Source organism: Rhodococcus aetherivorans (assembly GCF_011058165.1).
Taxonomy (GTDB): Bacteria; Actinomycetota; Actinomycetes; order Mycobacteriales; family Mycobacteriaceae; genus Rhodococcus; species Rhodococcus aetherivorans.
The window spans coordinates 1-26107 of the sequence record NZ_JAALEG010000013.1 but is presented as its reverse complement, the minus strand read 5'-3'; the positions used below and the strand labels follow the sequence as shown (position 1 = coordinate 26107).

The following is a 26107-nucleotide window of genomic DNA, read 5'->3' as shown; positions in this document are numbered from 1 at the left end:
GAGAGTCCGCGCAGGCTGCGCGGCTACATGGACGTCCATCAACCTGAGGAATCCCTCAGGTTTATCGTTACACAATCGTTACCATCTTGACTGACCGCGAAACGCGTGCATGAGGGCACTTTCGGCAATTTGTCGGCGACGTCCGATACAGTCCCGCGCATCGAACATACATTCGATACAGGGGGGATGATGGGACGGTCGACGAAGTACACACGGGAAGTCCTCGAGGATGCGGTCCGAAACTCGACGAGCGTTGCGGGGGTCATGCGCTACTTGGGCCTGGTGCCGAGCGGGGGTTCGCACCATCACCTCAGTCGCCGGATCAAACGGCTGGGCATCGACACGTCGCACTTCACCGGATCGGCGCACACCAAGGGCAGTCATGCCCTGAACCGTCTCGCATGGAGGGAGGTGCTTGTCTGCAAACCGACCGGCGCTCCCCGACAGAGACCGAATCTGCTTCGCCGCGCCCTCATCGAGTCCGGTCGTCCCTACAAGTGCGAGGGGTGTGGCATCGGCACTGAATGGTGCGACTACCCGATAACACTCCATGTCGACCACATCGATGGGAATCCGAATGATTCCCGTCCGGAGAACATCCGCTTCCTGTGCCCCAACTGCCACAGCCAAACCCCGACCTGGGCCGCGAGAAAACGCTTTGGCGCCCGATAGGTCGAGCGAGGAGGGACGGATGTAGTCGCGTATGGTGACGCTGGTAAGCGCGAGTGGCGGAACAGGCAGACGCGCGGCGCTTAGAACGCCGTGTCTTCGGACGTGGGGGTTCAAGTCCCCCCTCGCGCACCACGTGACCTCGCCCACGGCCCCCCGACCGCTCTTGGCAGGTCGAGGGGCCGCTCGGGTACTTTTGATGACGTGTCCGAGAACCGTCCGCCGCGTCGCCTTGCCCTCGTCGTACTGGTGGCGGTCGCCACGGCCGGCTGTCTCGGTCTGGGTTTCTGGCAATGGACACGGTTCGAGGCCGTGGGCGGCACGTTCCAGAACCTCGGCTACGCCCTGCAGTGGCCCGCCTTCGCCTTCTTCTGCGTCTACGCCTACCGCCGGTTCGTGAAACTCGAGACCGAGGACGCCGAGAGCCAGGCCACGGGTGCGCCGCGCGCGTCGGAACCGAAGGAACCCACCGAGATCCCCGAGGATCTCCTCCCCCAGCGGCCCCGCACTGGGCTCGATCCGAACGCGGCCGTCGATCCGGACGACCCGGAGGCTCGGCAGATGCTGGAGTACAACGATTACCTCGCGCAGCTTGCGCGCAGGTCCGATAGGAGCGCTCAGTGAGCACGACCCCCGAGCAGGCACCCGACCAGACGAGCGGTTCGACCGCGCCGCAGTCCCGTCCGGAGGCCGACCGGAAGAAGATTGCCTCGGCCCTGACGCGGTACCGCGCGCTCGCCTGGATCACCGGCGTGTGGCTGCTCGTGCTCACCGGCGAGATGGTCGCGAAGTACATCCTGAAGGTCGAGAACGTCCCCGGCTGGATCGCCGTGGTCCACGGCTGGGTCTACGCGGTGTATCTCGTGCTCACGCTCGACCTGGCGATCAAGGTGCGCTGGCCCGCGGGCCGCACGATCGGCACCCTCCTCGCCGGCACGATCCCGTTCCTGTCGTTCTTCGTCGAGCACCAGCGCACGAAGCAGGTCAAGGCCGACTTCGGCGTCTGATCCGGCCGGCCGATCGGCGCGCGAAACAGCAAGCCGCCCACGCGATTGCGTGGGCGGCTTCTTGTTTCGCGTGGGAGCGCAGGCTTCGCGCCGCGGCGACGGGCGTCAGCGGGCGAGCGCTGCGAGATCGGACACCAATCGTGCCAGTGCGCGCCCGCGGTGCGACGAGGCGTCCTTCTCCTCGGCGCTGAGCTCGGCGGCGGTGCGCTCCTCCCCCTCGGGCCGGAACACCGGGTCGTAGCCGAAACCGTTGGCGCCGCGCGGGCTGTGGACGATGGAGCCGCGCCACTCACCGCGCACGACGTGCACCGCGATCTCGCCGTCGTCACCGGGGACGGCGAGGGCACAGGCGGAGACGAATGCCGCGCCGCGGCGCTCGTCGGGAACGTCCTGCAGCTGCCCGAGCAGCAGTTCGGTGTTGGCGTGGTCGTTGCCGTGCCGCCCCGACCACCGGGCGGAGAGCACCCCGGGCATCGCATTGAGGGCATCGACCTCGAGTCCGGAATCGTCTGCGACGCACGGCATTCCGGTCGCCGCCGCGCCGTCGCGAGCCTTGGCGGCCGCGTTCTCCTCGAACGTCGCGCCGGTCTCGGGCGCCTCGTCGTAGGGCGGCACGGCGTCGAGTCCGACGAGGTCGATCCCCTCGATCCCGGCGGCGTCGAGGACGCGCCGCAGTTCGCGCAACTTCTTCGCGTTCCGGCTCGCCACGAGCACCTGCACCCTGTCAGACACCGAACTTCTTCCTGGTCCGCTCGGGGGTCACGGGCTGCGGCAGCGTGCCCGGGTAGGGGGCGTCGAGCGCCTGCTTCTGGATCTCGCACAGTTCGGCGATGCCGGCGAGCGCGGAGTCGAGCATCTTGTCGAGGGTGGACCGGGCGAACGTCGCACCTTCGCCGGTCCCCTGGACCTCGACGAGGGTGCCGGTGTCGGTGGCGATGACGTTCATGTCGACCTCGGCGCGCACGTCCTCCTCGTAGGGCAGGTCGAGGCGGACGCGGCCGTCGACGACACCGACGCTCACGGCCGCGATGGCGCACGAGATCGGCTGCGGGTCGGTGAGGCGGCCCGCCGCGCTCAGCCACGCGACGGCGTCGACGAGGGCCACGTAGGCGCCGGTGATGGCGGCGGTGCGGGTGCCGCCGTCGGCCTGCAGGACGTCGCAGTCGATGGCGATGGTGTTCTCGCCGATGGCGGCGAGGTCGATGCAGGCGCGCAGGGCGCGGCCGACGAGGCGGCTGATCTCCTGGGTGCGGCCGCCGAGCTTGCCCTTGACGGATTCGCGTCCGCTGCGGGTGTGGGTGGCGGCGGGGAGCATCGCGTATTCGGCGGTGAGCCAGCCGAGACCGGAGCCCTTGCGCCAGCGCGGCACGCCCTCTTCGACGCTGGCGGTGCACATGACGCGGGTCTGGCCGAATTCAACGAGCACCGAGCCCGCGGGGTGGTTGGTGAATCCTCGGGTGATCCGGATGGGGCGGAGTTCGTCGTCCGCTCTGCCGTCTTCTCGTGTGGTCACCCGGACGAGCCTATTAGATGGGGTAGACGTCCCCGGCGGACACCGCGTGGACGGGCCCGGAGTACTGCTCCTTGGCTTCGGCGATGACGTCCTCGCGCGAGGTCCACGGCGGGATGTGGGTGAGCAGCAACTCGCCCACCTCGGCGCGAGCGGCGAGCATGCCGGCCTCGGCGCCGGAGAGGTGGATGCCGTCGGGGCGGTCGTCGGGTGCGTGGGTCCACGAGGCCTCGGACAGCAGGACGTCGGCGCCGCGCGCGAGCTCGACGACCTCGTCGCACATGCCGGTGTCGCCGGTGTAGACAACGGTGCGCCCGGAGTCGCTGGTGATGCGGAATCCGTAGGCCTCGGGCGGGTGGTTGACCCGGCCGGGGTGGATGGTGAGCGCGCCGAAGCGGAAGGCTTCGCCGTCGGCGAGGGGGCGCACGTCGAGGGTGTCGCTGACGTCGTCCATCTCGCCGGCGATCTCGGCGGAGGCGGCGCCGATGCGCACGCTGGTGTCCGAGGGGCCGTAGACGAGGGTCCGTCCGGTGGGGCGGTTCGGGGAGTAGCGCCGCCAGACGAGCAGGCCGGGGATGTCGAGGCAGTGGTCGGCGTGCAGGTGCGAGAGCAACAGGGAGACCTCGCCGGGGTCGGCGTAGCGCTGGAGGGCCCCGAGGACGCCGGGACCGAAGTCGATCACCAGGGGCGGGGTGCCCGGGGCGGTGATCAGGTAGCCCGACGCGGCGGAATCCGGCCCGGCCACGCTGCCGGAACACCCCAGGACGGTCATGCGCATGGGGTCATGCTGCCACGTCCCTGTGGCTGCGACGAAGCCAACGCAGGTTTTGATCGAGAGATGTCACAGTTGCGGCGACGCTGTGAGCCTACCGATCGGTCAGTTGTTGCGCGGGGGTGCGTCTCACCCGAACGAGGAGGTGGGCACGGCCGGCGGGCGGCGGCGACGACGCTCGTCGGCGGAGAGCAGCCAGGCGGCCAGGACGCCGCCCACGGCGCCGAAGAGGTGCCCCTGCCAGGAAACGCGCGGATCGCTGGGCAGCACGCCCCACAGGATGCTGCCGTAGACGAACAGCACGATCACCCCGATGACGATCTGGCTCGACTGCCGGGTGAAGATGCCGCGTGTGATCAGGTAGGTGAGCCATCCGAAGACGAGGATCGACGCGCCGATGTGCACGAAGCCGGCCCCGGCGGTGAGCCAGGTGCCGAGCCCGCCGACCACCCAGATGATCGCGGTGGCGGCCAGACCGCGGCCGATGCCGGAGACGAGCACGAGGAAGCCGAGCACGAGCAGCGGAATGGTGTTGGCGCTCAGGTGCGCCCAGTCGGCGTGGAGCACGGGTGCGAACGCCACGCCCCACAGCCCGTCGGCGGTTCTCGGTTCGATACCGGCGGAGTCGAGGTCGGCGGGCGCGGCGGCGTCGACGGCTTCGACGCCGTAGAGCAGGGCGACGAATCCGGCGATCAGGAGCGCCGCGCGCTGCCAGACGGGCCGAGGCCCGGGACGGGAACCGTCGGGTACGGTCATGCGCTCGCCCTTCGCGTGTGTCCTGTGCTGTGTTCCTGGCTTTCGAGCCTACCGACGTGCGCACCGCTCGACACGTGCGCGGCGACGGTCGGGCTTCGCCGTGAAAGCCCTGTCGACCGGCGGCCCGGTGGCTACTGTGGGAGGCACCGTCGGACCCGGGAGGCAGTCGTGCCGAGAAACGTCGGAGATCGCTACGCCTGCGAGAAGTGCGGCGCGCAGATCGTCTACGAGAAGCCGTGCCCCTGCACCGAGGGGATGCCGCATTCGGAGATCTGCTGCGGCGACCAGATGAAGCGCGTGTCGGAGGGCACGTCGGGCTGAGCCCTCAGCGCGGCCCTCAGCGCGACGTGGGAATCCCGGCCGTGAAGGCGGAGGGGAACACGTCACGATAGGCGGGGATACCCGCGACCGCGGTGGCCTGCAGCACCGCGTCGACGACGGCGCGCTGGACGACCTCGGCGGCCGCCTCGCACACGGCGGCCAGCACGGGCAGTTCGGGCGCGAAGGCCTCCGGGATCGGTCGGCTCGCGCCGGGGGGCGTCGCGGTGCCGGTGGCCAGGGCGAAGAGGGTGTCGCCGTCGAGGGGTGAGTGGGCGGGGCGGACGGCCCGGGCGAGGCCGTCGTGCCCGGCGACGGCGACACGGCGGCAGGCCGCGGCGGTCAGGTCGGCGTCGGTGGCGACGACGCCGATGGTGGTGTTGAGGGCGGTGCCCTTGGATGCGAGGGCGTTGGCGGCGGCGAGGTCGGTTGCGGTGGGCGCGACGAGCCCGAGCCGGGCGGCCCGGGCGGGGCCGAGGCCCCAGGGCAGGCCGGTCTCGGGGTCGAACACGGCTCCGACGGGGTTGGCGACGACGAGGGCTGCGACGGTGACGCCGGCGGCGGGGCCCTCGGCCAGGAACAGGCTCGCGGTGCCGATGCCGCCCTTGAGGGTGCCGGCGCGTGCGCCGACTCCGGCGCCGACGGTGCCACGGGCGACGGTCGTGCCGGCGGCCGCGGCGGCCCGGTATCCGCTGTCGGCGGTGGGCCGGGCGGTCCACTCCCCCACGGGCAGGTCGAAGACGACCGCGCCCGGCACGATGGGCACCACGGCCCCCGGCGGCCCCATCGGAATGCCGCGGCCCTGTTCCTCGAGCCACCGCATCACGCCGTCGGCGGCGGCGAGCCCGTAGGCGCTGCCTCCGGTGAGGAGCACCGCGTCGACGCGCTGGACGGAGTGGCTGGGGTCGAGCAGGTCGGTTTCGCGGGTGCCGGGCCCGCCGCCGCGGACGTCGACGGCGGCGGTGACGGCACGGTCGGGCACGACGACGGTGCATCCGGTGGCCCGCCCGGTGCCGAAGGCGTGGTCGGAGCCGAGGGTGACGTCGGCGTCGAGGGCCTGCCAGTGCCCCACGCGCAGGCCGGCGACGTCGGTGAGCGAGTCGGTGGGTCCGGGCGTGGCCGTCACGGCAGCAGCGCCTGGACGAGGGAGTCCTGCATCCAGGTCAGCCAGTGGTAGACGTCGAGGTGCGGGGCCCGCGGGTCGTCTTCGTCGAGTGTCTCGGGGGTGTCGTCGTCGATGCCGAGGGTGGTGCCGAGGGCCAGCCGGAGGTCGTTGAGCCCGTACAGCCAGGCATCGGCCTGTTCCGGGCTGAGCACCACCTTGCCGCCGGATTCGGGGACGGTGCGCAGGATGACGGCTCCGGCGGCGAGCTTGGCGTCGATGATGTCGGGTTCGTGCAGGCTGCGCAGGGCACCGTTGAGGTCGGCGGATTCGTCGTCGGGATGGACGGTGGCGTCGGCGTCGGGCCGGTGGAAGTCGGGCAGCAGCCGTTGCAGGGCGGGGACGTCCGGCGGGGTGCAGTTGCCGGTGCGCAGGCCGGTGAGGGCGGCGAGGTCGTCCTGCGGGGCGCCGGCGGCGCGTTCCTCGAGCATGCCGAGTACGGATGCGACGAGCGAGCGCAGCACCGACGCCTCGTGTGCGTCCATCTCGGATCGCAGCTTCACGCCTCCGAGCGAGTTCTTCCTGCTCCACTGCCGCACGTCGGTCGGCTCCTCCTGGCTTCGCGGTCGGGATGGTCGGCGAGCGGGCGGCCGGTCACTCGGCCCGCTGCATCGTCGCCCACAGCCCGGCGGCGTGCAGGCGTTGCACGTCGTGTTCCATCTTGTCACGCGAGCCGCTCGAGACGACCGCCTTGCCTTCGTTGTGCACCTTGAGCATCAGCTCGGTGGCCTTGGCCTTGCTGTACCCGAACAGCTTCTGGAAGATGTACGCGACGTAGTGCATGAGGTTGACCGGGTCGTCCCACACGACGGTGACCCAGGGCCGGTCGACTGCTTCGATCTCCTCGACGGTTTCGGCTTCCGCCGGCATTGCCTGCCCTGCCGCCATGGTGACGGCGGGAAACGAGGCCACGGTGACTGCGTCGGACGGCTCCGGGGGGGCGGTGCCGAACGGGCTTGTCGGGGAACACGTCGCCATGTCTCCAGGGTACGGCGTCGGCGCCCGGCAATACAGCCGCATCCCGGCCCGCGCTCTACAGTGATCGGGTGCCCGATTCCCTTCTGCCGCGCACCGCGACGGCGAGCACCGCCCTGTTCACGGACGTCTACGAGCTGACGATGCTCGAGGCCGCGCTCGCGGACGGCACCGGTTCCCGCCCTTGCACGTTCGAGGTGTTCGCGAGGCGTCTGCCGCCCGGGCGCCGGTACGGCGTGGTCGGTGGGACCGGCCGGCTGATCGATGCGCTGGAGACGTTCCATTTCGGCGAGGAGGAACTGGCCGTAGCGGCACGGTTCCTCGACGCCTCGACCGTGGAGTGGCTGCGCGGTTACCGGTTCTCCGGCGACATCGAGGGCTACCGGGAGGGCGATTTCTACTTCCCCGGTTCGCCGGTGCTGGCGGTGCGCGGCACGTTCGCCGAGTGCGTCCTGCTCGAGACCCTGATCCTGTCGATCCTCAACCACGACAGCGCGGTGGCGTCGGCGGCGGCTCGGATGGTCAGCGCCGCGGACGGCCGCACGCTGATCGAGATGGGGTCGCGCCGGACCCACGAGGAGGCGGCGGTCGCGTGTGCGCGGGCGGCATACCTCTCGGGCTTCGACGCGACGTCGAATCTCGAGGCGGTGCGCCGGTACGGGGTGCCGGGCACGGGTACCGCGGCGCACGCGTTCACGCTCGTGCACACCACCGGGGCGGGCCGCGACGAGGCGGCGGCGTTCCGGAGCCAGGTCGAGACGCTCGGGGTGGGGACCACGCTGCTGGTGGACACGTACGACATCACCAACGGGGTGCGCACGGCCGTCGAGGTGGCCGGCACCGGACTCGGGGCCGTGCGGATCGACTCGGGCGATCTCGGCGTGCTGGCCCGGCAGGTGCGGGAGCAGCTCGACGGCTTGGGGGCGACGAACACGAAGATCGTGTTGTCGGGTGACCTGGACGAGTACTCGATCGCAGGTCTGCGCGCCGAGCCGGTCGACGTGTACGGCGTCGGGACGTCGCTGGTCACCGGCTCGGGCGCGCCCACGGCCGGGATGGTCTACAAGCTGGTCGAGGTCGACGGCATCCCGGTGGAGAAGCGCAGCGCGCACAAGGAGTCCCGGGGCGGCGCCAAGCGGGCCGTGCGGTTCGCCCGCCCGACCGGCACGCTGGTGGAAGAGGTGATCTACCCGGCGGACGCGCCCGTACCGGGGGGCGACGGCGAGGTGGTGCACGAGCTGATGGTTCCGCTGGTCTGCAACGGCGAGCGGGTCGGCGACGGGCCTACGCTGGAGGAGAGCCGGGCATTGCTCGCGCACGGGCTGATCAGTCTCCCGTGGGAGGCCCTGACCCTGTCGGCGGGCGAGGCCGCGGTGCCGACCCGATTCGTGAGGTGAGGACGTTGTCGCGGGCGCTGATCATCGTCGACGTGCAGAACGACTTCTGTGAGGGCGGGTCGCTGGCCGTGGCCGGCGGCGCCGCGGTCGCCGCGGACATCAGCCGGTATCTGGCCGCACACGCGCAGGACTACGCGCACGTGGTCGCCACCCGGGATCACCACGTCGATCCGGGTGCGCACTTCGCCGAGGAGCCGGACTTCGTGGACTCGTGGCCGCCGCACTGTCGGGCGGGAACCGAGGGTGCCGAGTTCCATCCGGCCCTCGACACCACCCGCGTGGAGGCGGTCTTCTCCAAGGGGGCGTTCGAGGCCGCGTACTCGGGCTTCGAGGGCAGCCACGACACGGGCGAGTCCCTCGACGGGTGGCTGCGCGGGCACGGGGTCACCGCGGTCGACATCGTGGGTATCGCCACCGATCACTGCGTGCGGGCGACCGCGCTCGATGCCACCGCCGCCGGGTTCGACACGCGGGTGCTGCTGCCGTACACGGCCGGGGTGAGCGAGGCGACCGTCGAGTCGGCGCTCTCGGCGCTCCGGGAGGCGGGTGTGGACCTGGTCGGACAGGTCGGGCCGCGAACCTGACGGTGGTGCCCAGTACCCTGACGCGGTGCCCGAACTCCCGAATGTGCCGGAACTGCTGCGCACCGCGGTGCACGCGCTGGGCGGCAAGGAACGGCGCAACCAGCTGACCATGGCCTCGGCGGTGGCGCATTCGCTGGACACCGGCGAGCACCTCGCGGTCCAGGCCGGTACCGGCACCGGCAAGTCGCTGGCCTACCTCGTGCCGGCCGTGCGGTATGCGGTGCAGACGGGCCGGACGGTGGTGGTCTCCACCGCGACGATCGCGCTGCAGCGTCAGCTGGTGGACCGGGACCTGCCGCGGCTGGCCGGCGCGCTGGAGTCGGCGCTGGGCCGGCGCCCCCGCTTCGCGATCCTCAAGGGCCGCGGGAACTATCTGTGCCTGAACAAGATCCACACCGGTCTGGCCGAGGAGCCGCCTGCGGACGACCAGTTGTTCGACGCGTTCGCCCTGTCGCGGATCGGCCGGGAGGTGCGTCGGATCACAGAGTGGTCGTCGGCCACCGGCACCGGCGACCGCGACGACCTCGTCCCCGGCGTGTCGGATCAGGCGTGGCGTCAGGTGAGTGTCACCGCCCGCGAGTGCCTGGGCAAGTCGCGGTGCCCGGTCGGCGAGGACTGTTTCGCGGAGATCGCCCGCGCCGAGGCCGGGCAGGTCGACGTGGTCGTCACCAACCACGCGCTGCTGGCGATCGACGCGATCAGCGGCATCTCGATCCTGCCCGAGCACGACGTGGTGGTGGTCGACGAGGCGCACGAACTCGTGGACCGCGTCACCGGGGTGGCGACGGCGGAGCTGTCCGGCGGCACCGTCTCGGCCGCGGCGCGGCGCTGCGTGAAGCTGATCGAGGACGAGGACGTCGACCGGCTCGAGGGGGCCGCCGAGAACTGGGAGGCGCTGCTCGAGGAGCTGCCGCCGGGGCGGTGGGACGAGTTGCCCGAGGGCGCGGGCGCGGCGCTGGCCGCGATCCGCGACGCGGCGTGGGCCGTGCGCACGGCGATCGGACCACCCAAGCCGGGGCTCGACGCCGAGGCCGCCGCGGCCCGCAACCAGGCGCTGGCGGACGTCGACGAGGTGCACGACTGCGCGGTTCGCGTGCTGACCGCCTTCGAGGAGACGGATCCCGCTGCCCGCCGGGACGTCGTCTGGCACGCCGCCGACGAGTTCCGCGGCAACACCCGCCACACGGTGCGGATGGCGCCGCTGTCCGTCGGCGGACTGCTGCGGTCCCGGCTGTTCGCCGCGTCGACGGTCGTCCTGACCTCGGCGACGTTGACGGTGGGTGGCTCGTTCGACGCGCTCGCCGTCAACTGGGGGCTGCCGCCGCAGTCGCCGGCCCGCAGCGACACCGGCGCGGCGTCGGGGACGGAACCACCGTCCGACGACGGGGACCTGCGGTGGAATTCCCTGGACGTGGGATCGCCGTTCGATCACGCCCGCTCCGGCATCCTGTACGTCGCCAAGCACCTGCCGGCCCCAGGCCGCGACGGGCTCTCCCCCGCGTACCTGGACGAGATCGCGGAGCTGATCGAGGCCGCCGGCGGCCGCACGCTCGGGCTCTTCTCGTCGATGCGCGCCGCGAAGGCGGCGGCGGAGGCGATGCGGGAGCGCCTGGACACGCCGGTCCTGTGCCAGGGCGAGGACGCGACCGGCGCCCTGGTGGAGAAGTTCGCGGCCGACGAACCGACGTCGTTGTTCGGGACCCTGTCGCTGTGGCAGGGCGTGGACGTGCCGGGACCGTCGCTGTCGCTGGTGATCCTGGACCGGATCCCGTTCCCGCGACCGGACGACCCGCTGCTGGTGGCGCGGCAGCGGGCGGTGGAGGCGCGCGGGGGCAACGGCTTCCTGTCGGTGGCGGCCACCCACGCCGCGCTGCTGCTCGCGCAGGGCGTGGGCCGGTTGTTGCGCAGCACGGACGATCGGGGTGTCGTGGCGGTGCTCGATCCCCGCCTGGCGACCGCACGGTACGGCGGGTATCTGCGCGCGTCGCTGCCCCCGTTCTGGGAGACAGCCGATCCGCGGGTGGTGCGCAAGGCGCTCGTCCGTCTGCGGGGCTGACCGGGCCGCGACGCGTCCGATCCCGAAACGTTCACGACTTTCCCGGAATTTCCGGCCGTTTCGCGGCAGCATCGAAGGCGGCGCAGGCGCCGGAGTCGAGGGTCGCAGGGACAGGGGGCTTTTCGGATATGCCACAGGGCGTTGTGAAGTGGTTCGACGAGGAGAAGGGGTTCGGCTTCATCGCGGAGGAGGGCGGCGGGCCCGACATCTTCGTCCACTACTCGGAGATCGCGGGGACGGGCTTCCGCTCGCTGACAGAGGGTCAGCGCGTCGAGTTCGAGATCGGACTGGGTGTGAAGGGACCTCAGGCGGAGAACGTCCGACCGGTGTGAGAACCGCGGCCGCCGCGGCACCGGTGATCAGACCCGCAGGCCCACCTCGACGATCGCCTTGGCAACCGACCGCACGGGTGCCTGGTTGCTGCGGGCGTGGCCGCGGATGAGCCGGAACGCCTCGTCGGGGGTGGTGCTCCGGGCGTGGGCGATGATGCCCTTCGCCTGTTCGATGACGATGCGCGAATCGAGCGCCGCCTGCAGTTGCGCGTTCAGCTGCTCGTGCTGCCGCAGCTTGTTGGAGTTGACGATGTAGCCGGTGGCCATGTCTGCGAAGATCTGCGCCGCCGCGATCTCACGATCCGCCCATTCGCGCGGTTCGCACGCGTACAGGTCGAGAGCGCCGATCTTCTCGTCCGCGAGCTGCATCGGTATGCCGGCCACCGCCGCGATCCCGTGCTCGCGGGCCTTCTCGGCGTAGTCCGGCCACAGGTCTGATCGTGTCCGCACGTCGGCGACCGCGATGGGCTCGCCACGATCGAACGCGTACTGGCACGGCCCCACCCCGGCCTCCTCCTGGCAGCGTTCCATCTCCCCCACCACCTCGGCGGCCGCGGTGACGAACTGCAGCCGGCCCTCGCACTGCAGGCTCACGCCGCACCCGAGGAGACCCAGAACGGCGGTCACGCCGTCGACGAGCTCGTCGAGCGCTGCGCCGACGTCGTAGGGGGTGGGCAGCAGGCGCGCGAACCGCGACAGCACCGCCATGAACTCGTCCTGGTCGAACACCGGCGCGCCCCCTCCGGTCGGCAACACCCTCGATAGTGACACACATCACAGTTCTTGGGTGGCGTCGCACGCGTCACATCACATATCCTGGTACACAGAGCGTCCGCCCCAGATCCCGGCGACGCCCGAATCGGAGCCGCCCCGACCCCCGGTGCTCCTCTCTCACTCTCCACGAATCGTGTGGACAGGTTTTCGGGAGAACACCGCTCGAGGCCCGGTTGCCCGTCGCTCCGAGCAGGTGTACCTCCCGGACACGATCCGCGAAGAAGGAACACCCATGGCTCACCTCGCCCATCCGGCTCCCCACAGCGACAACTCGCCGCTGCTCTCGGTACCGTCCATCATCGTCGGTGCCGGCACCCTCTCGTGCGGGCTGGCCGTCGCGATCAGCCGATCCCTCACCCTCGGCGTGCTGGCCGCCCTTCTCACGGTGGCGACGGTCGCGGTCGCAGCGGTGATGATCCGCTCCTGACCTCGCCCACTCCCGACTCCGACGGCCCGCCCGGGCCCACCCGAGCAAGGAACCGATGAACCACCTCAATCACGTCGCCGACCCGAGCACCGTCCCGGGTTCGGCGATGAGCACGGCCGAGATCAAGGCTCGTATCGACGCGATGTTCGCGGACGACCACGGGAGCACTGTGACCGGCGACGATCGCAGGGCCACCGCGGCCTCGCCCCGGCGCCCCGGATGGGCGTCGAGCCGGCGCGGCCGCAGGAGCTGACCACCGACGTTCTCCCGGCGTCGGTGGTCTCCGACCGGACCACCGGCTTCCGGACAGCGCCGCAGGGGGGCGCTTCCGGAAGCCGGTGGTCCGTCACTGCCGGGTCACGGCTGATGTGTCACTGCCGGGTCACGGCTGATGTGTCACTGCCGGGTCACGGCTGATGTGTCACTGCCGGTTCACGGCTGATGCGTCACTACCGGGTCACGGCGCCGCGACGAGCGCGGGCGAGGTCGAGACGTCCCACTTCATCGAGACCGAGGTGCCGTCGGGGACGGTGACGACATCCGTGTGGGACGTCAGGGTCCGGATCAGCGCGAGCCCGTGGCCACGGCAGCTGTCGCCGGACGGATCCTCCGGGGTGCGCCAGCGGCCGTGATCGGTGACGATCACTTCGACGGAACGTTCCCCCGGTCGATAGACGGCCTCCAGGTCGACCGCGCCGACACGATCCCCGTACCCGTCGGGATACGCGTGCTCGACGGCATTGGCCAGCGCTTCGTAGCTGGCCAGCAGCACATCCTGCCCGAGTTCGACCTCGAGGTGGAGGCGGTCCAGCCACCGGTCCAGGGCCTGCCGGAGCATCGTCACCTGGCTCGGCTCGGCGCGGACCCCGCGGTAGAACAACCCGGTCGATGTGAACGCCTGAGAGGCGTGTCGCGAGTGCATCCTCCTCCTCGATTTCCGATGCGTCCTCGGTCGGACGCATCGGGTGTATACCCACCGCCCCGCGGTCCTATACCTCGAAGCGAGGGCGTGCGCACAGCGACGGGCGACCGTCCCGGTCAGCCGGCACGGGCGACCCGCGCCGGATAGACGAATCCGGGCAGCACCCGCCCGGCGACGGTCGCGACGCCGAGGACGACGAGGAGCGCCGGCACCAGCGTGGTTCCCACGTAGCCGATCCCCGGGTCCGTGAGCCCGATCGCCCCGGCACACACCGCGGCGGGCACATGCGGCGCCCGCAGCAGCGCCATGGCGACGACCGCAAGTCCCGCTGCGACGGCGGCGCCGGCCTGCGACGGACCGGCGACGGCCGCGACGACGAGCGCCGCGGCCGCGGCCGCAGGGTAGGCCCGCACGATCGCTCCGGGCCGGGCGGCCGGGGTGCCGGGTGCGAGGGCGATGAGGGCTGCGGACGCGACGTACGGCAACCCGAACACCGCCCAGTGGGCGAGGTTCTCGAGGGCGGCGAGCGCGCCGGCCGCGCCGAGCGCGACGGCCCCCGGGGCGAGGGCGGCGGCCAGGGCACGGCGGGACCCGTCCGGTGCATCACCGAGAAGCGGTGGCATCCGATTACTCTCCTTCGGTCTCGGAGTGTGCGGCCGGGCTCAGAGTGCGGCCGGGTTCAGAGTGCGGCCCAGGAATCCACGGACGAGGTCCGCGATCTCCGGCCCGTGGGTCTCGAGGGCGAAGTGGCCTGCGTCGAGCAGGTGAATCTCCGCGTCGGGGAGGTCGCGGGCGAATGCTTCCGCACCGGCGGGACCGAAGATCTCGTCGCCGCGGCCCCACGCCACCAGGGTCGGCGGCCGCCAGGCGCGGAAGTACTCCTGGAATGCCGGGTACGCGTCGAGGTTGAACTGGTAGTCCCAGAACAACTGGAGCTGGATCTCCTTGTTGCCGGGCCGATCGAGGCCCAGTTGGTCGAGCAGCCAGGCTTCCGGGGCGATCCGGTCGAGCCGGTCCTCGGGGACACCGTGGACGTACTGCCACCGGGTCGCCTCGGGCTCGAGGAGGGCACGGACGGTGGATTCGTGGGCGGCGCGGTCCTGTGCGTGGGCGAAGAGGACCTCCCAGAACGGGGTGAACCCTTCGCGGTAGGCGTTGCCGCTCTGGGTGATCAGCGCGGTGACGCGCTCGGGGTTCCCGGCCGCGATCCGCAGGCCGATCGGGGCGCCGTAGTCGTGGAGGTAGAGGGCGAAGCGCGTCAGCCCGATCCGGTCGAGCAGCGCATCGGTGATCTGCGCGAGACGGTCGAAGCTGTAGTCGAACTCGTCGACGGCGGGCATCGCCGATCGCCCGAAGCCGATGTGGTCGGGGGCGACGAGGTGGTACTGGTCGGCGAGCTCGCCGAGCAGGTGGCGGAACATGTGCGAGCTGGACGGGAAGCCGTGCAGCAGAACGAGAGCCGGCGCACCCGGGTCCCCGGCCTCGCGGTAGGAAACGTCGAGCCCGTCGATGGTCTCGGTGCGGTGGCGGACAACGGAAGCGGACATGAGTCCTCCTCGGATCGGTCGGAGAACGAGCGTTCTCCGGTACGTGGTGTAGCGTAGAGAACGATGGTTCTCGATGCAAGAGGGAGGGGCCCGATGGACGCGGACACCGCGCAGACCCGGCTGCTCGACGCCGCCGAGGAACTGTTCAACGAGCACGGCATCCAGGCCGTCGGAATGGACACGATCCGGGCCCGCTCCGGGGTGTCGCTCAAGCGGCTCTATCAGCTCTACCCCGCCAAGGACCGGCTCGTGGAGGCCGTTCTGACCCGGCGCGATCACACCGTGCTGACGGATCTGCGCCGGTATGTCGATGCCCGCACCGATCCGCGCGAGCGGGTTCTCGCGGTGTTCGACTTTCTCGAGGAATGGTTCGCCTGCAGCGACTTCCGCGGCTGCACCTTCATCAACACGTTCGGCGAACTCGGCGGAATCTCCGGTGACGTCGCCGAGATCGCCCGCACGCACAAGGACGCGTTCCGGCGCTACCTGCGCGGACTCGTGGCGGACGCGGGCAGCCCCCCGGCACTGGGCGACCAGCTGGCGATCCTGGCCAACGGGGCGATGGCGACGGCGGCGATCTCCGGTTCTCCCGCCGTCGCGCGGCAGGCCCGCGACGCCGCGCGCGTCCTGCTCGACGCGAGCGGCCGCGGGCCCGGCGCGGAGAGCTAGCTAGGCGAGCACGACCTTGCCGAGTTCGGCGTCCGACGCGAGCAGCTCGTGGTGCGGCAGCACCCGCACCGTGTAGCCGACCGACCCGGCCATCGGCAGCGCGACCTCGACCTCGAAGACCTCGCCCAGCGGGTTCGTGCCGGTGTGCCGCATCGGCACCGTCACCACGTCGGACAGGGTGTCGTCGACCCCGACCCGGCCGACGACGGCCTGAACGACCACGTCGGTCACCCGGAGACCGTCGAGGTACACGTGGGCGGTCAGGGCCAGTTTGGAGCCGATCTCCGGGATGTCCGGCAGTCCGGCGCTGTCGACCTGGGCCACCCGCACGGCCGGCCATGCCGCCTCGACGCGACGCCGGTAGTGGGCGAGCTCGCGCGCTCCGGCGAACCCGTCGGCGACCGCCTCGCGCGCGGCCGCGGCCGCCGGCGCGTAGTACTGCACGGTGTAGTCCCGGACCATGCGGGAGGCGAGCACCTTCGGACCGAGGTTCTGGAGCGTGTGCCGCACCATCTCGATCCAGCGGGTGGGCACACCGCTGCCGTCCCGGTCGTAGAACCGCGGCAGGACCGAGCGCTCGAGCAGCTCGTACAGGGCGCTGGCCTCGAGGTCGTCGCGGCGGTGTTCGTCGATCACACCGTCGGCGGTGGGGATGGCCCAGCCGTTCTCGCCGTCGTACATCTCGTCCCACCAGCCGTCGCGGATGGAGAGGTTGAGCCCGCCGTTGAGGGCCGACTTCATCCCGGAGGTGCCGCACGCCTCGAGCGGGCGCAGCGGGTTGTTCAGCCACACGTCGCAGCCCCAGTAGAGGTACCGGGCCATGGACATGTCGTAGTCCGGCAGGAAAACGATGCGGTGCCGCACGTCGGCGGCATCGGCGAACCGCACCACCTGCTGGATCAGTGCCTTGCCGCCGTCGTCGGCCGGGTGGCTCTTGCCGGCGACGACCAGCTGCACGGGGCGCTCCTCGTCGAGCAGCAGGGCCCGCAGTCGTTCCGGGTCGCGCAGCATCAGGGTGAGCCGCTTGTAGGTCGGCACCCGGCGGGCGAAGCCGACGGTGAGCACGTGCGGATCGAAGACCCCGTCCACCCAGCCGAGTTCGGCCTCGGTGGCGCCGCGCTGGAGCCAGGACCGGCGCAGCCGCCGACGGATCTCCTCCACCAGCTGCGCACGCAACGTGTTGCGGGTGGCCCACAGCTCGCGCGGTTCGACCGTCTGCAGCAGTTCCCAGCCCTGGGCCTCCTCGACCCGGTCGGGACCGGCGAGACGGTTGGCGAACTCGAGCCACTCGCGGGCGGCCCAGGTATGGGCGTGCACGCCGTTGGTGACCGACCCGATCGGCACCTCGCCGGCGTCGAAGCCGGGCCACAGGCCCACGAACATCTCGCGGCTGACCCGGCCGTGCAGCTTCGACACGCCGTTGCTGCGCTGGCCGAGCCGCAGACCCAGGTGGGCCATGTTGAACACACGGGGGTCCGATTCCCGGCCGAGGGAAAGGACGCGGTCCACCCCCAGGCCGGGCAGCAGCGCCGACTCGTTCTCGCCGTTCGGTCCGGAGAAGTAGTGCCGGACGAGTTCCGCCGGGAACCGGTCGATGCCCGCGGGAACCGGGGTGTGGGTGGTGAAGACGGTGCCGGCGCGCACGGCGGCGAGCGCCTCGTCGAAGTCCAGACCGGCGCCCGTGACCAGTTCGCGGATGCGTTCGGCGCCCAGGAACCCGGCGTGTCCCTCGTTCATGTGGAACACCTCGGGATCGCGCAGTCCCGCGATCCGGGTGTAGGCGCGGACGGCGCGCACCCCGCCGACCCCGGCCAGGATCTCCTGCTTGATGCGATGGTCCTGGTCGCCGCCGTAGAGGCGGTCGGTGACCCCGCGCAGTTCCTCGTCGTTCTCGGCGATGTCCGAGTCGAGCAGCAGCAACGGGACGCGGCCCACCTGGGCGATCCACACCCGGGCGGTGAGGGTGCGATTGCCGGGCATGGCGACCTGGATCAGCGCAGGGGTGCCGTCGGCCTCGGTCAGCAGCCGCAGCGGCAGGCCCTGCGGGTCGTAGTTCGGGTAGTGCTCGCTCTGCCATCCGTCGGCGGTCAGGGACTGACGGAAGTAGCCGGAGCGGTAGAGCAGGCCGACACCGATGAGCGGCAGGCCGAGGTCCGAGGCCGCCTTGAGGTGGTCGCCGGCCAGGATGCCGAGTCCGCCGGAGTAGTTCGGCAGAACCTCGGAAACGCCGAACTCCATGGAGAAGTAGGCGATGCCGGACGGCAGCCCGGTGCCCTCCTGCTGCTGGTGCTGGTACCAGCGCGGCCTCGCGAGGTAGTCGTCGAGGTCGGCCGACTCGGCGTCGAGCCGCGCGAGGAACTCCTCGTCGGCGGCGAGCGCGTCGAGACGGGCCGGCGGCACCTCGCCGAGCATCCGCACCGGGTCGTGCTCGACGCGACGCCACAGCGCGGAGTCGATCGAGGCGAACAGGTCCTGCGTGGGCGTGTGCCACGACCAGCGCAGGTTGACGGCGAGCGGGCCCAGTCCGGCCAGCCGCTGGGGAAGGTGGGCTCGTACGGTGAACCGACGCAAGGCTCTCACCCCGGGAAGACTACCGACATTCGGCCGGCCGGGAAGACCGGCAAATGCGGCGGCCGTCCGGCGGCCGGGCCACGTTCCCGCGAGCGGACGCGCGAGCCCCGCGGCACACGGCGCCGCGGGGCTCGCTCGTTCCGTCGCGTCGACCCCGGGTAACAGCTATTGCGGGGCGTCGACGACATTGCGCGTCGCATGAGGGGACGGCGGTGCGTACCTCCACTACGGTTGGGGACGGGCCGCATCCGAAGGCTCGTCAGCAGTCCGTGCGAGGGAAACGGAGCCGGCATGACAGACGGAACGGAGCGAGCGTGACAGGTCGAATCGGAGCCAGCGCGACAGGCCGCCTCGGCATCGACGATGTCCGTCCCGACATCTCGGGAGGGCGACATCCGGTCAAGGCCGTTGTCGGGGAGGTGGTTCCCGTGTCGGCAGTCGTGTGGCGAGAAGGCCACGACGCCGTCGCCGCCACCCTGGCCGTGCGCGGGCCGGGATCGGACCCGGAGAGCGAAGGGAAGCTGATCCGGATCCCGATGGTTCCCGGCGAGGTGCCCGACACCTTCCACGCCGTGTTCACCCCCACCAGTCCGGGACTGTGGACGTACCGGGTGGAGGCCTGGAGCGATCCGGTGAGCACGTGGCGGCACGCGGTGGACGCGAAGGTCGACGCCGGCCAGGGTCCGGAGGACCTGGCGAACGACATCGAGATCGGCGCCCGCCTGTTCGAGAAGGCCGCGAAGACCGCGCCGCGCCCCAACCGGCCGGCCCTGCTCGCCGTGGCCGCGGCGCTGCGTTCGGAGCGCCCTCTCGCCGACCGGATCGCCCCTGCCTTCGCCGCCGACATCACCGAGATCCTGCGGGCCAATCCCCTGCGCGAGCTGATCACCCGCGGGAAGGCGTACACCGCCGTGGTCGATCGGGAACGGGCCCTGTTCGGTTCCTGGTACGAGTTCTTCCCCCGCTCGACGGGCGGGTGGAACGAGGACGGCACGCCACGGCACGGCACCTTCGCCACCGCCGCGGAGGAACTGCCGCGGGTCGCCGCGATGGGCTTCGACGTGGTGTACCTGCCGCCCATCCACCCGATCGGCAAGGTCAACCGCAAGGGACCGAACAACACCCTCACCGCCGGCCCGGACGACGTGGGCTCCCCCTGGGCCATCGGCTCCGACGAGGGCGGCCACGACGCGATCCACCCGCAGCTCGGCACGGAGGACGACTTCCGCGCCTTCGTCGCCCGGGCGCGCGAACTCGACCTCGAGGTGGCCCTCGATCTGGCGCTGCAGTGCGCCCCGGACCACCCGTGGGCGAAGGAGCATCCCGAGTGGTTCACGGTCCTGCCGGACGGCACGATCGCCTACGCCGAGAACCCGCCCAAGAAGTACCAGGACATCTATCCGGTCAACTTCGACAACGATCCGGACGGCATCTACGCCGAGGTGCTGCGCGTGGTGCGGCACTGGATCAGCTTCGGCGTCAAGATCTTCCGGGTCGACAACCCGCACACCAAGCCGCCGAACTTCTGGGAGTGGCTGATCGCCGAGGTCAAGCGCACCGATCCCGACGTGCTGTTCCTGTCCGAGGCCTTCACCCGTCCCGCCCGCATGTACGGCCTCGCCCGACGCGGGTTCACGCAGTCCTACACGTACTTCACCTGGCGCGTGGCGAAGTGGGAGCTGACCGAATTCGGACAGGAGATCGCGGCGAAGGCGGACGAGGCGCGCCCGAACCTGTTCGTCAACACGCCCGACATCCTGCACGAGTCGCTGCAACACGGCGGACCCGGAATGTTCGCTCTGCGCGCGGCCCTCGCGGCCACGCTCGCCCCGTCGTGGGGGGTGTACTCCGGTTACGAACTCTACGAACACGTCCCGCTGCGACCCGGCAGCGAGGAGTACCTCGACTCGGAGAAGTACCAGCTGCGTCCGCGACGGTTCGACGAGGCCCGCCGCCGCGGCGAATCCCTCGAGCCGTGGATCGCCACGCTCAACCGGATCCGGCGCGCCCACCCGGCCCTGCAGCAGCTGCGCAACATCCACTTCCACCACATCGACAACGACGCCCTCATCGCGTATTCGAAATTCGATCCCCGGACCGGGGATTCGGTCCTCACCGTGATCAACCTCAACCCGTTCGGCGCCGAGCAGGGCACCGTCTGGCTGGACATGCCGGCGCTCGGCCACGAATGGCACGACCAGCTCACGGTGTTCGACGAGGTGTCCGGCGCGCAGTACTCGTGGGGCCAGGCCAACTTCGTCCGGCTCGAACCCTGGCGCGCGGTGGCGCACATCCTGGCGCTGCCCCCGATCGGTGTACCGACGCGAACCACCCTCGCCTACAGGAGCAACTCGTGACAGTGCCCCCGACTCGACGCCACTCCCCCAACCCGCACGACCTCGCCCGGCTGGCGGCCGGCGAGCACCACGATCCGCACTCGGTGCTCGGCGCCCACCCGCATCCGGAAGGCACGATCATCCGGGCCATGCGTCCCCACGCGGAGAAGGTGGCGGCGCGCATCGGCGGCATCGATCACCCACTCGAGCCTCTCGGCCACGACGTGTTCAGCGCGCTCGTCCCGGTGCACGACCTGTCGGACTACCGGCTCGTGGTGACCTACCCGTTCGAGCACACCGTCGTCGTCGCCGACCCGTACCGGTTCCTGCCCACGCTCGGGGAGCTGGACCTGCACCTGTTCGCCGAGGGCCGGCACGAGCGGCTGTGGGAGATCCTGGGGGCGCATCAGCGCTCGTACGAGACCCCCGACGGCACGGTCCGCGGCACGTCGTTCGCGGTGTGGGCGCCCGGCGCGCGCGGCGTCACGGTCGTCGGCGACTTCGACGGCTGGAGCGGCCGGCTCGCGCCGATGCGGGTGCTCGGCTCCAGCGGCGTGTGGGAACTGTTCCTGCCCGACGTGGAGCCGGGTGCGCTGTACAAGTTCCGGGTCCACGGCCGCGACGGCTCGGTCCAGGACAAGGCCGACCCGATGGCGTTCGCCACCGAGGTGCCGCCGGCGACGGCCTCCGTGGTCAACCACAGCAGCTACGTGTGGGGCGACGACGCGTGGCTCGCCGCCCGGGCCGACTCCCGGCCGTGGCAGGAGCCGATGAGCGTCTACGAGGTGCACCTCGGCTCGTGGCGTCCCGGTCTCGGATACCGGGAGCTGGCCGACCAGCTCGCCGAGTACGTCGCGGCGGCCGGCTTCACCCACGTCGAGCTGCTGCCGGTGGCCGAGCATCCCTTCGGCGGATCGTGGGGATACCAGGTCACCTCGTACTACGCGCCCACCGCCCGCTTCGGCACGCCCGACGAGTTCCGTGCGTTCGTCGACCGGTTGCACGCCGCCGGCATCGGCGTGATCGTGGACTGGGTGCCCGCCCACTTTCCGAAGGACGAGTGGGCCCTGGCCCGCTTCGACGGCAGCGCCCTCTACGAACACCCCGATCCCCGGCGTGGCGAGCAGCTGGACTGGGGCACCTACGTCTTCGACTTCGGCCGCCGGGAGGTGCGCAACTTCCTCGTCGCCAACGCGCTGTACTGGATCGACGAGTTCCACATCGACGGCCTGCGCGTCGACGCCGTCGCCTCGATGCTGTACCTCGACTACTCGCGGCCCGAGGGCGGCTGGACCCCCAACGTGTACGGCGGCCGGGAGAACCTCGAGGCGGTGGCCTTCCTGCAGGAGATGAACGCCACCGTGCACAAGCTCCACCCCGGCGTCGTCACCGTCGCCGAGGAGTCCACGGCATGGCCCGGCGTCACCCGGCCCACCCATGCGGGCGGGCTCGGGTTCTCCATGAAATGGAACATGGGTTGGATGCACGACACCCTCGGGTACATCGGCCGGGACCCGGTGCATCGCACGTACCACCACCATGAGATCACCTTCTCGCTGGTGTACGCCTGGAGTGAGAACTTCGTCCTGCCTGTCAGCCACGACGAGGTCGTGCACGGCAAGGGCACGCTCTGGACCCGGATGCCGGGTGGCGACCGCGAGCAGGCCGCCGGCCTGCGCGGCCTGCTCGCGTACATGTGGGCCCACCCCGGCAAGCAACTGCTGTTCATGGGGCAGGAGTTCGGCCAGACCGCGGAATGGTCCGAGGAGCGGGGCCTGGACTGGTGGCAGCTCGACGATCCGCACAACGGACCGCTGCACCAGGGCGTGCACCGGCTCGTCGCCGACCTCAACCGGATCTACCGTGAGCACCCCGCCCTGTGGACGCTGGACACCTCGCCGAGCGGGTACTCGTGGATCGACGCCAACGACTCGGCGAACAACGTGCTGAGCTTTCTCCGTCACGGGAGCGACGGTTCCGTCGTGGCGTGCCTGTTCAACTTCTCCGGATCGACGCATTCGGACTATCGTGTCGGACTACCCGAAACAGGACAGTGGTCGGAGATCCTCAACACGGATTCGACGGCCTACCAGGGCAACGGCGTCGGCAACCTCGGCGCCGTGACGGCCACGGCACGCTCCTGGCACGGGCGCCCGGCGTCGGCGGAGGTGACGCTGCCTGCTTACGGTGCGATCTGGCTGACGTTGCAGCGGTGACCGCCGTCCTCGGACGACAGGAGAAGAACAGGTGACTCGGACGCGGCTGCCGTTCCGCCTCGCGGTACCGGCGCTGGCCGTGATGGTGCTCGCCGGATGTGCCGCTCGCATCGAGGGCACCGCCGTCTCCATCTACGACAACCCGTTCTCGGTGGCGGGCCTGCCGGTGTCCTCGGGCCCGAGCGGCCCGCGGCCCGCCGCCCCGGACGCGCAGGTGACGATCGAGAACTCGGACGGCGGGGACGTCGACGTCCTCGCCGGCAACGCGGTCGCCGACATCGAGGCCTACTGGAACGAGGAGTTCCCGCGCATCGCCCGGGGCGCGTTCGAGCCCGTCGGCACGATCGCCTCGTGGGATCCCGACGAGCGCGGCCCGAAGTTCTGCGGCGAATCCACCTTCGAGTTCATCAACGCCGCGTACTGCAACCGCGACGACGTCATCGGGTGGGACCGCACCTACCTGATGCCGCAGCTCATCGAGACGTTCGGCCCGATGGCGGCCGTGACGGTGCTCGCCCACGAGTACGGGCACGCCGTCCAGTTCAAGGCCGGGACGGTCGCCGAGGACGATCCGGGAATCGTGTTCGAGCAGCAGGCGGACTGCTTCGCAGGCGCCTTCATGCGGCACGTCGCCGCCGGCAACTCGGATCACTTCCGGTTGAACACCTCGGACGGGCTGAACTCGGTGCTGGCGTCGATGGTCTCCTTCCGCGACAGCGACCCCAACGACCCGGACGCGATCCACGGGTCGGCATTCGAGCGGGTCACCGCGTTCCAGATCGGCTTCACCGACGGTGCGGGATCGTGCACCCGCATCGACGCCGCCGAGATCGAGTCCCGGCGCGCCGATCTGCCGCAGTTCTTCGACAGTTCCGACGACGGCGAACTTCCCGTGACCGAGGAGTCGGTGGAGGCGCTGATGGCCTCGTTCCGCCGGGTGTTCGATCTGCCGGAGCAACCGGAGCTCGACCTGTCCGGCGCCGACCTCGGCTGTCCGGACGCGAAGGCCACGTCGCCGGTGTCGTACTGTCCCGCCACCAACACCATCGGGGTGGACGTCGACGAGCTGGCGGACCGCGGTACCCCGTTGCAGACCGGCGCCGGGGGGATCACGACCGACGTACGGGGCGACTACGCCGCCTACGTGCTGCTCGCCTCCCGGTACGCCCTGGCCGTGCAGAACGCGGCCGGCCAGTCGCTTGTCGACCCCCAGACGGCGCTGCGGGCTGCCTGCCTCGCCGGCGTGATCAGCGCGGAACTGAGCCCCGACAGCACCGGCGCCCAGCCGGCCGAGGACATGGTGTGGTTGTCGCCGGGCGATCTGGACGAGGCGGTCTCCGGCCTGCTGACCGACGGCCTCGCCGCCAGCGACGTCAACGGCAACACCGTGCCGAGCGGATTCTCCCGGGTGGACGCGTTCCGCACCGGGGTTCTCGGCGGCGAGGCCGCCTGCTCGGGCCGCTACCACTGACCGACGCGCGGTGGCGGCCCGGGAAGCCGGACCGCCACCGCGGGTCGGGAACCGATCAGTACAGCGCCGACGCCAGCTTGCGGCGCGCGGTGACGACGAACGGCTCGGCGGGATCGAACAGCTCGAACAGCTCCAGCAGCCGCGTGCGGGCGGCGTTCCTCTCGTCGCCGGCGCTGCGGGCGACGAACCCGATCAGCCGGGTGAAGGCGGCCTCGGGCTGCTGGGCGAACAGTTCGGCGTCGGCCGCGACGAGCTGCGCCTCGAGGTCGGCCGGGGCGGCGTCGGCCGCGGCGATCGCGTCCTCGGGCACCGACTGAGCGCGGGCGAGGAACCGGACCTGCCGCAGCGCGGCCAGAGCGTCGGCATTGGCGGGCTCGGAGTTCAGGATCAGCTCGTACGCCGCCTCGGCACCGGCCAGGTCCCCTGCCTCGAGGGCCTGCTCGGCGGCGACGAACCGCGGATCCTCCTGCTCCTCGACGGGCTCGGCGCCGGGCGGGCCGGACAGCTTTCCGGCGACCGCGTCCTGGATGGCGGCGAGCCATTGCCGAAGCTGCGGTTCGGGCTGCACGCCCTGGAAGTCGGCGAGGGGCTGCCCGGCGGCGATCGCGACGACGGTCGGCACGGACTGCACACCGAACGCCTGCGCGATCCGCGGGTTGGCGTCCACGTCGACCTTCGCGAGGACCCAGCTGCCGCCGCCCTCGTGGGCCAGCTTCTCGAGGACCGGCGAGAGCTGCTTGCACGGGCCACACCAGGTGGCCCACAGGTCCACGATGACGGGGACCTGCATCGAGCGCTGCAGCACCTCGGCCTCGAAGGTGGCCTCGGTAACGTCGACGACGGGCGTGAAACCGGACTGGGGGCCGGTGCCGGAGCCGGGCTGCGACGGAGGTGGGGGCGCGGTAGACCGCTCCTTGAGGGGCGCGAGATCCACCGCGCCGGACATCGCCGCGGCGGTCGCGGCGGAACGTGCTGCAGGACGGGAACCTGGTCGAGTCACGCCGTCCAGTCTGTCACGTTCCGCGCGACAGGGGACAGCAGGTCAGGCGAGTGCGGGCGCGTCCACCGGACGCGCTTGCGCGGACAGTTCCGCGAGCCGGCCGGTGCGCACAGCCCACCATTCGAAGACGATCGTGCCGAACGGCGGGACGGACGAGATCAGGGCCAGGCCCGTGGTGACCAGGTTCCACTTCAGCGCCCGCGCGGTGAGGAGGGCGACGAGGACGAAGGCCACGAACACGCCGCCGTGCAGCGGGCCGAAGATCTTCACCCCGATCTCGTTGCCGTTCTCGGGCAGGTACTTGAACGCCATGCCGACGAGCAGGCCGGCCCAGGTGAAGGCCTCGAGGACGGCGACGAAGCGGAACCGCTTGGCCGGGGTGCTGAGATCGAAGAAGTTCGCCATGCACACCATTGTGCCGATCGGCTACGACGAGCTGTCATTGCTGTGAGAGACGTCACCGCCCCCACGCGGTGCGCGGGGGCGGCGACGAGAGTATTGGACGCGGTCTACGCCTTGGGGACGCGGACGATGAGGGCGTCGCCCTGGCCGCCGCCGCCGCACAGGGCCGCGGCCCCGACACCGCCGCCGCGGCGGGCCAGTTCGAGCGCCAGGTGCAGCACGATCCGGGCCCCG

At 71.0% G+C, this 26107-nt stretch carries 28 protein-coding genes, 1 tRNA gene and 1 pseudogene; 15 read left to right on the top strand and 15 right to left on the bottom strand.

From position 1 onward, the window contains the following. Positions 1-189 precede the first annotated feature (189 nt). The 4 genes from G6039_RS30495 to G6039_RS08000 all read left to right on the top strand — a co-directional run bounded on the left by G6039_RS30495 (position 190) and on the right by G6039_RS08000 (position 1676). Positions 190-672 carry an HNH endonuclease signature motif containing protein gene (locus tag G6039_RS30495; protein WP_080688517.1) on the top strand — a complete coding sequence of 161 codons (483 nt, stop codon included), beginning with the start codon at positions 190-192 and terminating at the stop codon, positions 670-672. A 47-nt stretch (positions 673-719) separates the two neighbouring features. Then, positions 720-804 (top strand) — tRNA-Leu (locus tag G6039_RS08010). 69 nt (positions 805-873) lie between these two features. Then, complete coding sequence (locus G6039_RS08005; RefSeq protein ID WP_029542992.1) at positions 874-1293, top strand: hypothetical protein; 420 nt, start codon at positions 874-876, stop codon at positions 1291-1293. Then, positions 1290-1676 (top strand): DUF3817 domain-containing protein, encoded by a 387-nt coding sequence (locus G6039_RS08000; protein WP_029542990.1) that lies wholly within the window; start codon positions 1290-1292, stop codon positions 1674-1676. The genes G6039_RS08005 and G6039_RS08000 overlap by 4 nt, the downstream gene beginning before the upstream one ends. Positions 1677-1781: 105 nt before the next feature. Here G6039_RS08000 and rdgB read toward each other — a convergent pair whose 3' ends face one another. The 4 genes from rdgB to G6039_RS07980 form a co-directional block, all read right to left on the bottom strand. Continuing rightward, positions 1782-2390, bottom strand: coding sequence for an RdgB/HAM1 family non-canonical purine NTP pyrophosphatase (gene rdgB, locus G6039_RS07995; protein ID WP_037201609.1), 609 nt, complete (start codon positions 2388-2390; stop codon positions 1782-1784). Positions 2391-2400: 10 nt separating this feature from the next. Continuing rightward, positions 2401-3189 (bottom strand): ribonuclease PH, encoded by a 789-nt coding sequence (rph, locus tag G6039_RS07990; protein WP_006937538.1) that lies wholly within the window; start codon positions 3187-3189, stop codon positions 2401-2403. 13 nt (positions 3190-3202) lie between these two features. Then, on the bottom strand, positions 3203-3964 hold the full coding sequence (locus G6039_RS07985; protein WP_043799009.1) for a cyclic nucleotide-degrading phosphodiesterase: 762 nt from the start codon (positions 3962-3964) through the stop codon (positions 3203-3205). Between the two features lie 123 nt (positions 3965-4087). Beyond that, complete coding sequence (locus G6039_RS07980; RefSeq protein WP_006937534.1) at positions 4088-4714, bottom strand: rhomboid family intramembrane serine protease; 627 nt, start codon at positions 4712-4714, stop codon at positions 4088-4090. 168 nt (positions 4715-4882) lie between these two features. Between G6039_RS07980 and G6039_RS07975 the strand changes: the two genes are divergently transcribed. Next, on the top strand, positions 4883-5035 hold the full coding sequence (locus tag G6039_RS07975) for a hypothetical protein (RefSeq protein ID WP_006937532.1): 153 nt from the start codon (positions 4883-4885) through the stop codon (positions 5033-5035). Between the two features lie 16 nt (positions 5036-5051). On the opposite strand, the gene G6039_RS07970 is transcribed toward G6039_RS07975, so the two are convergent. From G6039_RS07970 to clpS, 3 genes are read right to left on the bottom strand one after another with little or no spacing between them, the layout of a single operon-like run. Beyond that, a complete protein-coding gene (locus G6039_RS07970) occupies positions 5052-6158 on the bottom strand; it encodes a P1 family peptidase (protein WP_043799011.1) in 1107 nt (368 codons plus the stop codon). After that, positions 6155-6733, bottom strand: a complete 579-nt coding sequence (gene aosR, locus G6039_RS07965) for an oxidative stress transcriptional regulator AosR (RefSeq protein WP_006937528.1) — start codon at positions 6731-6733, stop codon at positions 6155-6157. Before aosR ends, G6039_RS07970 begins: the two co-directional genes overlap by 4 nt. A 55-nt stretch (positions 6734-6788) precedes the next feature. Next, a complete protein-coding gene (clpS, locus tag G6039_RS07960) occupies positions 6789-7172 on the bottom strand; it encodes an ATP-dependent Clp protease adapter ClpS (protein ID WP_029542980.1) in 384 nt (127 codons plus the stop codon). Positions 7173-7240: 68 nt separating this feature from the next. Here clpS and G6039_RS07955 point away from each other — a divergent pair, with 68 nt between their 5' ends. From G6039_RS07955 to G6039_RS07940, 4 genes are all read left to right on the top strand, one after another. Further along, complete coding sequence (locus G6039_RS07955) at positions 7241-8566, top strand: nicotinate phosphoribosyltransferase (RefSeq protein ID WP_006937508.1); 1326 nt, start codon at positions 7241-7243, stop codon at positions 8564-8566. Between the two features lie 5 nt (positions 8567-8571). Continuing rightward, positions 8572-9150 carry an isochorismatase family protein gene (locus tag G6039_RS07950; protein ID WP_029542976.1) on the top strand — a complete coding sequence of 193 codons (579 nt, stop codon included), beginning with the start codon at positions 8572-8574 and terminating at the stop codon, positions 9148-9150. 25 nt (positions 9151-9175) lie between these two features. Beyond that, a complete protein-coding gene (locus G6039_RS07945) occupies positions 9176-11206 on the top strand; it encodes an ATP-dependent DNA helicase (protein ID WP_029542974.1) in 2031 nt (676 codons plus the stop codon). 128 nt (positions 11207-11334) lie between these two features. Next, positions 11335-11538, top strand: coding sequence for a cold-shock protein (locus G6039_RS07940; protein WP_029542972.1), 204 nt, complete (start codon positions 11335-11337; stop codon positions 11536-11538). Positions 11539-11565: 27 nt separating this feature from the next. Here G6039_RS07940 and G6039_RS07935 read toward each other — a convergent pair whose 3' ends face one another. Continuing rightward, on the bottom strand, positions 11566-12267 hold the full coding sequence (locus G6039_RS07935; RefSeq protein WP_029542970.1) for a GAF and ANTAR domain-containing protein: 702 nt from the start codon (positions 12265-12267) through the stop codon (positions 11566-11568). A 277-nt stretch (positions 12268-12544) separates the two neighbouring features. Here G6039_RS07935 and G6039_RS07930 point away from each other — a divergent pair, with 277 nt between their 5' ends. Both G6039_RS07930 and G6039_RS07925 read left to right on the top strand, forming a co-directional pair. Next, positions 12545-12739 (top strand): hypothetical protein, encoded by a 195-nt coding sequence (locus G6039_RS07930; protein WP_206530813.1) that lies wholly within the window; start codon positions 12545-12547, stop codon positions 12737-12739. 55 nt (positions 12740-12794) lie between these two features. After that, complete coding sequence (locus G6039_RS07925) at positions 12795-12992, top strand: hypothetical protein (protein ID WP_006947393.1); 198 nt, start codon at positions 12795-12797, stop codon at positions 12990-12992. Positions 12993-13196: 204 nt separating this feature from the next. On the opposite strand, the gene G6039_RS07920 is transcribed toward G6039_RS07925, so the two are convergent. The 3 genes from G6039_RS07920 to G6039_RS07910 form a co-directional block, all read right to left on the bottom strand. Further along, the gene (locus G6039_RS07920) at positions 13197-13661 is read right to left on the bottom strand and encodes an ATP-binding protein (protein ID WP_029542966.1); all 465 of its coding nucleotides are present in this window, start codon (positions 13659-13661) and stop codon (positions 13197-13199) included. Positions 13662-13777: 116 nt separating this feature from the next. Further along, a complete protein-coding gene (locus G6039_RS07915; protein ID WP_006938378.1) occupies positions 13778-14284 on the bottom strand; it encodes an HPP family protein in 507 nt (168 codons plus the stop codon). 39 nt (positions 14285-14323) lie between these two features. Continuing rightward, positions 14324-15208: an alpha/beta fold hydrolase gene (locus G6039_RS07910; RefSeq protein WP_029542964.1), complete on the bottom strand. Its 885-nt coding sequence runs from the start codon at positions 15206-15208 to the stop codon at positions 14324-14326. A gap of 93 nt (positions 15209-15301) precedes the next feature. Here G6039_RS07910 and G6039_RS07905 point away from each other — a divergent pair, with 93 nt between their 5' ends. After that, positions 15302-15877, top strand: a complete 576-nt coding sequence (locus G6039_RS07905) for a TetR/AcrR family transcriptional regulator (protein WP_006938382.1) — start codon at positions 15302-15304, stop codon at positions 15875-15877. On the opposite strand, the gene glgP is transcribed toward G6039_RS07905, so the two are convergent. Further along, positions 15878-18457, bottom strand: coding sequence for an alpha-glucan family phosphorylase (gene glgP / locus G6039_RS07900; RefSeq protein WP_029542962.1), 2580 nt, complete (start codon positions 18455-18457; stop codon positions 15878-15880). It abuts the gene before it with no gap. A 305-nt stretch (positions 18458-18762) separates the two neighbouring features. On the opposite strand from glgP, the gene G6039_RS07895 reads away from it, so the two are divergent. The 3 genes from G6039_RS07895 to G6039_RS07885 are packed head-to-tail and all read left to right on the top strand — an operon-like array spanning position 18763 to position 24471. After that, a complete protein-coding gene (locus tag G6039_RS07895; RefSeq protein ID WP_029542960.1) occupies positions 18763-20805 on the top strand; it encodes an alpha-1,4-glucan--maltose-1-phosphate maltosyltransferase in 2043 nt (680 codons plus the stop codon). Beyond that, positions 20802-23000, top strand: coding sequence for a 1,4-alpha-glucan branching protein GlgB (gene glgB, locus G6039_RS07890; protein ID WP_006938391.1), 2199 nt, complete (start codon positions 20802-20804; stop codon positions 22998-23000). Before G6039_RS07895 ends, glgB begins: the two co-directional genes overlap by 4 nt. Before the next feature lie 31 nt (positions 23001-23031). Continuing rightward, a complete protein-coding gene (locus G6039_RS07885) occupies positions 23032-24471 on the top strand; it encodes a neutral zinc metallopeptidase (RefSeq protein ID WP_006938392.1) in 1440 nt (479 codons plus the stop codon). A 55-nt stretch (positions 24472-24526) separates the two neighbouring features. Here G6039_RS07885 and G6039_RS07880 read toward each other — a convergent pair whose 3' ends face one another. The 3 genes and pseudogenes from G6039_RS07880 to G6039_RS07870 all read right to left on the bottom strand — a co-directional run. Further along, positions 24527-25417 carry a tetratricopeptide repeat protein gene (locus G6039_RS07880; protein WP_029542958.1) on the bottom strand — a complete coding sequence of 297 codons (891 nt, stop codon included), beginning with the start codon at positions 25415-25417 and terminating at the stop codon, positions 24527-24529. 96 nt (positions 25418-25513) lie between these two features. Beyond that, positions 25514-25885, bottom strand: coding sequence for a DUF3817 domain-containing protein (locus tag G6039_RS07875; RefSeq protein ID WP_006938400.1), 372 nt, complete (start codon positions 25883-25885; stop codon positions 25514-25516). A 95-nt stretch (positions 25886-25980) separates the two neighbouring features. Continuing rightward, positions 25981-26107, bottom strand: a pseudogene (locus G6039_RS07870) (acetyl-CoA C-acyltransferase); the annotation flags it as partial.